This is a genomic window from Blastopirellula marina (assembly GCF_002967715.1).
GTDB classification, from domain to species: Bacteria; Planctomycetota; Planctomycetia; order Pirellulales; family Pirellulaceae; genus Bremerella; species Bremerella marina_B.
In genome coordinates this window covers 440,863-446,975 of the sequence record NZ_PUIA01000035.1, presented here as the reverse complement: position 1 = coordinate 446,975, position 6,113 = coordinate 440,863, and the positions used below count along the sequence as shown (strand labels likewise).

Annotated in this window: 4 protein-coding genes and 2 tRNA genes; 3 read left to right on the top strand and 3 right to left on the bottom strand. The window is 55.8% G+C overall.

Translation table 11 applies throughout. The features are described 5' to 3' along the window. Positions 1-405: 405 nt before the first annotated feature. Positions 406-478 (bottom strand) — tRNA-Ala (locus C5Y96_RS11755). A 48-nt stretch (positions 479-526) separates the two neighbouring features. Further along, positions 527-600: transfer RNA gene (locus C5Y96_RS11750), tRNA-Ile, on the bottom strand. A 299-nt stretch (positions 601-899) separates the two neighbouring features. On the opposite strand from C5Y96_RS11750, the gene C5Y96_RS11745 reads away from it, so the two are divergent. Together C5Y96_RS11745 and C5Y96_RS11740 are read left to right on the top strand one after the other, a co-directional pair. Next, on the top strand, positions 900-2,807 hold the full coding sequence (locus C5Y96_RS11745; RefSeq protein WP_233198926.1) for a redoxin family protein: 1,908 nt from the start codon (positions 900-902) through the stop codon (positions 2,805-2,807). 168 nt (positions 2,808-2,975) lie between these two features. Then, positions 2,976-3,257 carry a hypothetical protein gene (locus C5Y96_RS11740; RefSeq protein WP_105353328.1) on the top strand — a complete coding sequence of 94 codons (282 nt, stop codon included), beginning with the start codon at positions 2,976-2,978 and terminating at the stop codon, positions 3,255-3,257. 18 nt (positions 3,258-3,275) lie between these two features. On the opposite strand, the gene C5Y96_RS11735 is transcribed toward C5Y96_RS11740, so the two are convergent. Then, complete coding sequence (locus tag C5Y96_RS11735) at positions 3,276-5,213, bottom strand: PQQ-binding-like beta-propeller repeat protein (protein ID WP_105353326.1); 1,938 nt, start codon at positions 5,211-5,213, stop codon at positions 3,276-3,278. Positions 5,214-5,570: 357 nt separating this feature from the next. Here C5Y96_RS11735 and C5Y96_RS11730 point away from each other — a divergent pair, with 357 nt between their 5' ends. Further along, positions 5,571-6,002 carry a hypothetical protein gene (locus tag C5Y96_RS11730; RefSeq protein WP_105353324.1) on the top strand — a complete coding sequence of 144 codons (432 nt, stop codon included), beginning with the start codon at positions 5,571-5,573 and terminating at the stop codon, positions 6,000-6,002. The last annotated feature ends 111 nt before the right edge of the window (positions 6,003-6,113 follow it).

The following is a 6,113-nucleotide window of genomic DNA, read 5'->3' as shown; positions in this document are numbered from 1 at the left end:
GGCACTGCTTTAGATCTCAGCGAACTGAGAATCGTAAGTAGCACACTTTGGTAATAACCATAACTCTATGAAATTGCATCGTTTGTGTCGCAACAAAGCTTCCATCGAACTCTCAATCTGCCAGTGGCAAATTGAAAATCGAGATCCACTTTGCTACGCAAAATGCCATCTACCAACCAAATTGTCAAAGATCATTTCGACTCGGCTTGAAGGCCTTGTCGTCTTCCGCTGAGCGGAATGAAAAAGAGTTCAATGAACTCCGTTTCATTGCGGTCAGCTGAAGATGTTTCCCACTGGGGAAGCGTCAAAGTTTACTCAGCAAGTTTGCTTTGTAAAGGGCCCCGCGAAAAGTTTCGCGAGATTTTTTCGAGGCCGCAAATCGTGTCGATTATTGGCCTTGAACAGTGGAGCTGACAGGGATCGAACCTGCGACCCTCTGCTTGCAAAGCAGATGCTCTCCCAACTGAGCTACAGCCCCTTTTTCTTGGGATCGACTACTCTAGGATAACTTCCTGGAGTCGTCTAGTGGGCGTACCAAGATTCGAACTTGGGACCTCGTCGTTATCAGCGACGCGCTCTAACCAACTGAGCTATACGCCCTATCGAGGCAAACGCCCCGAGTGGGAAGTAGCAAATTCTATCGGGCGATTAGGATCTGTCAAACCGGGGTGGCCGCTTTTTGGCAGGAACCGTCCAAATATCATCTGCGTATAGAGAGAACTTCATTGTTCAGGACCCCTGCGACAGGGAAATGTTCGGGGAAAGAACGCCTGTGGGCAGCAAAAAACTGATGGTGATTCCATTGCCGGTTTTGTGGATAATCATCCGCAGCTATCGCAAGCAATGAAGAGTTGCTGCCACAAGCATTTGCTGCATTTTTTGAGACAAGGATGGTTGGAATGAAGAGTCATAAGGCTCGTTGGGCGATGGCCCTGGGTGTAGGCATGGTTTGTGGGTCGTCGGTACTCGCTGCCGGACCTACCGCAGAACAGGCTTTGCAGTTGAAGCCGATTCAGGAAAACGTCGAATATCAGACGCCTGATGCGAATCAAATTCCCAAGTGCAATATCGAGGCGGAAAAGGTCGGCCAGGCTACCGGCTGGGTCGTTACCGGACCTAATGGAGAGCGTCTGCGGGTATTTCTCGATACCAACGACGACAAAAAGGTCGATTTCTGGGCCTACTATAAGGATGGCGTCGAGGTCTACCGCGACATTGATACTGATTTCAACGGCAAAGCAGACCAGTATCGCTGGCTCGGTATGGCAGGTACCCGATGGGGCCTCGACAAAGATGAAGACGGCCTGGTTGATCAGTGGAAGGTGATTTCCGCCGAAGAGGTCTCGGCTGAACTGGTCGAAGCCGCCAAAACGGGCGATGCCGATCGCTTCGCTGCCCTTTTACCCAATGATGCTGAGTTCGCGTCTCTGGGGCTAACTGGGGATCGTGCTGAAGAAGTTGCCGACAAGATCGACAACGGAGCCGATCAATTCGTCGCTTGGGCTCGTCAGCAGAAATTGATCGATAAAGGCACCAAGTGGGTGCATTTTGGTGCGACCCGGCCTGGGATTGTCCCTGCAGGGACCGATGGTGTGACGAAAGATCTTGTCGTCTACGAAAATGCCATCGCCATGCTAGATAAAGGGGGCGAACACGGTCAGCTCGAGCTCGGTACGCTCGTACGGATTGGTGATGCTTGGCGTTTGATCGGTGCTCCAGTTGGTGAGCCCGGGGCAGCCGATGTGGCCGCCAACCCGCAAGGCTACTTCTTCTCGGTCAGTTACAGTGGCAATTCCGCTGCTGGTCAGTCCGGAATGGTTGCCGGGGGCGAGATTCAGGCAATTCTGACTTCGCTGGAAGAACTCGATCAGAAGATGGCCCAGGCCGCTTCGGCAGATCAGCGCGAAAAGATTGCGATGGAGCGTGTCGAGGTCATCAAGAAGGTGATCGCCGCCGCCAACGACGACGAAATGCGTGAGAATTGGATCAAACAGCTTGCCGACGCTTTGAGCGGCGGGATTCAAACCGGCGAACTGAGCCAAGGTCTCGATCAGCTTCAATCTTTGGCCGATCAGGTCGAAAAGCGAGCTCCGAAGAGCGATTTGGCTGCCTATGTTCGCTTCCGCGAAATGTCGGCTGGTTACACCCAGCAGTTCCAGGATCCGAAGGCCGATTACGCCAAGATTCAGGAAGCCTGGTTGGCTAAGCTCGAAGGCTTCATCGACACTTACCCGAAGAGCCCGGACGCTGCCGAGGCCATGATGCAGTTGGCCATTGCCCATGAATTTGCTGGAGAAGAAGAGGACGCGAAGAAGTGGTATGCCCGCATTCGCACCGATTTCTCAGGCACCATCCTGGGTGACAAGGCCAATGGAGCGATCCGCCGTCTGGATGCCGTCGGTCAGCCATTTGTTATCCGCGGCACGACGGTTGACGGAAAGAAGCTCGATTCCTCAGGTGCCAAGGGGAGTGCCCTACTGGTCCATTACTGGGCTACCTGGTGCGAACCGTGCAAGGAAGACATGGACGTCATTCGCCAGATGCAGGCGAAATATGGTGCCCGTGGGTTTCAAGTGGTTGGCGTTAGTCTAGATGCGAGCCAAGACGACGTGAAGCAGTTCCTCGGAGCCAAGCGTCTGGCATGGCCACAGCTCTACGAAGAGGGCGGTCTTGATAGTCGCTACGCCCTGGAAATGGGTGTCCTGACGCTGCCGACCATGATCCTGGTTGGCCCAGACGGCAAGGTCATCAGCCGCAGTCTCCATATCTCGCAGCTCGATACCGAGTTGGGTAAGTTGATCAAATAGTTTTGGTCGATGGATGACGATAACAAGCAAGGGCACGTCACGTGGTTCGTGACGTGCCTTTTTTTATCGATGTGCGACCGGATTCGTATTTGGGAAATGGCCGAGCTTTAGTAAAACTTGGCCTTCTCGAAAAGAATTCGAAGAATGCTTCCAAGGATTGGATCGCGGATGTTTCCCTTTCATATGCCATCGCAGGTTTGGTGGTTCGCCGCCCTGCTCTACCTATGTGCCATGCTCAGCGTGGTCTGGGTTCGCTTTGCTCGCGAGTCCGCAAACGTACAACTGGCACAGTTTACCTCGGTGACGTGCTTCCTTGTGCTGACGGTGCACCTGGTTCACGAGATCACCAGCGGCTCAGGCTTTTGGCTCGGTGGTAGCATTGTCTACGTTGTTCTGGCCGTGACCTGTGTATTCGAGCCTAGTGCTACCAAGCCAACACGGCAGATCTGATCCGGCTTCGGTGCAGGCTCAGCTTGCGACCCGGATCCATCCCTTCATCAAAATGACACTCGCCCAATAGAAAACGGTGAACGACACCAGGTGCGAAGTGATTCTTGCTGCGGCTGGGTATCTTACCAGCTGACCCTGCTTGCCTCCCCACGCGAGAGCCATGGCCAATGGAACCGCGGCGACCGGCCCTGCCAGAAAAGCCCATTCGGTAGCCATGCCGAGCATTCGGCAGCAATGAAAGTAGATGCCCCCCACGGCGACGAAGATGATGAGCATCCCCCGTGCTCGCCAGGGAGACGGCCTTTCGGAGCGATCATTGGGGGCAACGACGTACAGTTCGGCGGTTCTCTGCATGGCAGCCCATACCGCGAGTGGCCAAGTGAATAAGAAGCCACTGATCAGCGGGTTGATGATCCCGCTGGTCACAGCTCCGGCGATGATTAAGGCAAGCCAATATCCGATCGTCGTCCAGTCTCCCTGGCCGTCGAACCTTCGCAGCACGGCGAAAACGCCAGCAACGACGATCAGCAGGGTCATATTCGCCAGATACCATAGCTGAAGTTCCTGCCAAGAAGGCGTCGCGGCGGGAAACTCCCGTTCGCCACCCAGCAGGACGGTCGGATTGAAGCGTCCTGGACCGCGGATTGAAGCCAGTGTTGCGGTCGATTCGTTGGGCACCGGCGAGTTGGGGGACGTTTCCGAGGTACCAACTTGAATGCAGACGGCCTGTTGATGGGTACGCAGGAAAACACGCCCATTGGAAAGCGCTGGAGGTGTCCAGCAGACGTCATCCGGGAAAACGCTGCAGCGAGCCAATTCCTCATACCGATCAGGCGTCGCGCGACATAGGAGTAGTTCTCCGCGATCGTTGAACATCAAGAGTTTGCCACCGGCGGCGATGATGTTGGCGTGACCCGGTTCCTGGGAATTCCAGGCCTCGCTGCCATCTTGCCAACTCAGGCAGCGGAAGTGCCCGCGGCTAGGGCGATGCAGTCGAGACTGTGGTTCACGAAGGTCAAACCCGTACAGGTGGTCGTCCACCAGCACACTGGACGCGATGTCGTTCGACATCTCCTTCGCGAACCACTCGATCTTCATGCCCAGCTTTGCCCCGTCTTCGACCGGGGAAAGCTGGTACTGCGTGCCACCGCTGCGAAATGGGCCCGAGGTAAATAGCAGCGGCTCGCGGTAGATCGGCGCGGAGGAATGCTCGTCGTAGCCGGACGAAAGGTCCTGCTCCATCAACTTGTGTCCGGTCTTGGCGTCGGCCAGAAGCAGCGAGTTTTCTAACGGGGCAACCACGATGTGGCGGTCCCCAAGCGGAACAATGATCGGCGTGGCATAGCTGGCAGGCTGGCTGCCGCACTTCCAGACGACATCACCCGTTGCGGCATCGACGGCAATCAAGCTCGCCTCTTGTCCGCCCACCGGTAGGATGACCATCGACTGCCAAACGACAGGAGAAGCCGAGACACCAAAGTCGGTTCCTTTGCCGTCGAATTCTTCCTTGTAATTCCGTGACCAGATTAGCGTGCCGGTCGCGACAGAAACGCAGCCGACCAGACCATTGGGCCCCATAAAATAGACGCGGTCTCCGTCGACCGTAGGCGTCGCGCGCGGGCCTGGGTATAGCCCACCACCTTCGTGAGGCCAGCCGTAACGATAGCTCCACAGCGTCTTGCCGGTGTCGGTATCCACGCAGATCAGTGCCTGGTGGTAGAGGGTCTGCTCCTGGGTGAATGCTCGATTGCCAACGACGACAAAGCCGGAGTAGCCTTGTCCGATCGAACGCGACCAGACGACCGCCGGACCAGCTTCCGGCCAGCTATCCACCAGCGTCTCGCCAACTGCCAGTCCGTCATGCGTCGGGCCACGGAAGTTGGGCCAATCCCCTGCGTCCGTAGACGTAATGGCCGTGAACATCAGCAAGATGAGGAGAGGTACAGATCGTTGCATTAGGGTTGGGGCCCGTAGAGTATTGGCTGCTGAAAGCACACCCTAGACGGTGCGTAATCGGCATGCAAGCGAAATGCGTGCTTGCGCTGGCATGTGCTGATGGCCAGTGATTAGCCAATGAAAAAAGATACTCGTTCGAGATGCTGTTCCTGCCGGACCTTTCCCTCAGTAATTGCCCTACAACTGTCAGAATTGGAAAATTTCCTACTTCTAGACGCGGCGTTCTGCCGAAACACCCTCTAGGTCAATTTATGTCTATGACCCGAGCGATGGTGTGTTGCTAGCCGAATCGGCGGTATGTGCTCCTAAAACGCTCGGTATCGCGCAAACATTGCCGCGCACTATCGGGAGAATGCGATGCGTTTGTCGGTCTTACAATTAGCGTTGGTGCTAGGTGCCTTCGCGTTGCCTGCGACGGCCATGTCGCAAGAAGCCATGCCGCAGGCCGCCGGCCCGCAGGCCATGCCAGTTAATTATGGCCAAGCCATGCCGCATCATGCGTACGCACCAGCTGCTTATGGCCAGGCTTACTGCCCACCGGGCTATGGTCACCACGGAATGCATCACCAGCCACGGCTGCCCGGCTATCAAGGTCCGGTCGCCGGAGGCAACCCACACTTTGGTGCAGTCGATTATCCGAAGACCAATGCCCCAGCAGTTTGGCCATACACCGGGATGTACTATCCCTATCCACAGATTCCGCCAGGCTGGAAGCATGTCGCCCTGGAATGGGATGACGGCTACTGGTACCTCGACTTCAAGTCGGCCAAGAGACCAAAGCACCACTAAGCTTTGGTGGATCCGCAAAACCGAGAAGCCTGCACCCATAAGTGCAGGCTTTTTTAATGCGCTGGTGGTAACGGTTAGGTAAGCTTTGGGATCGAGATTCGGGCCTTTTAA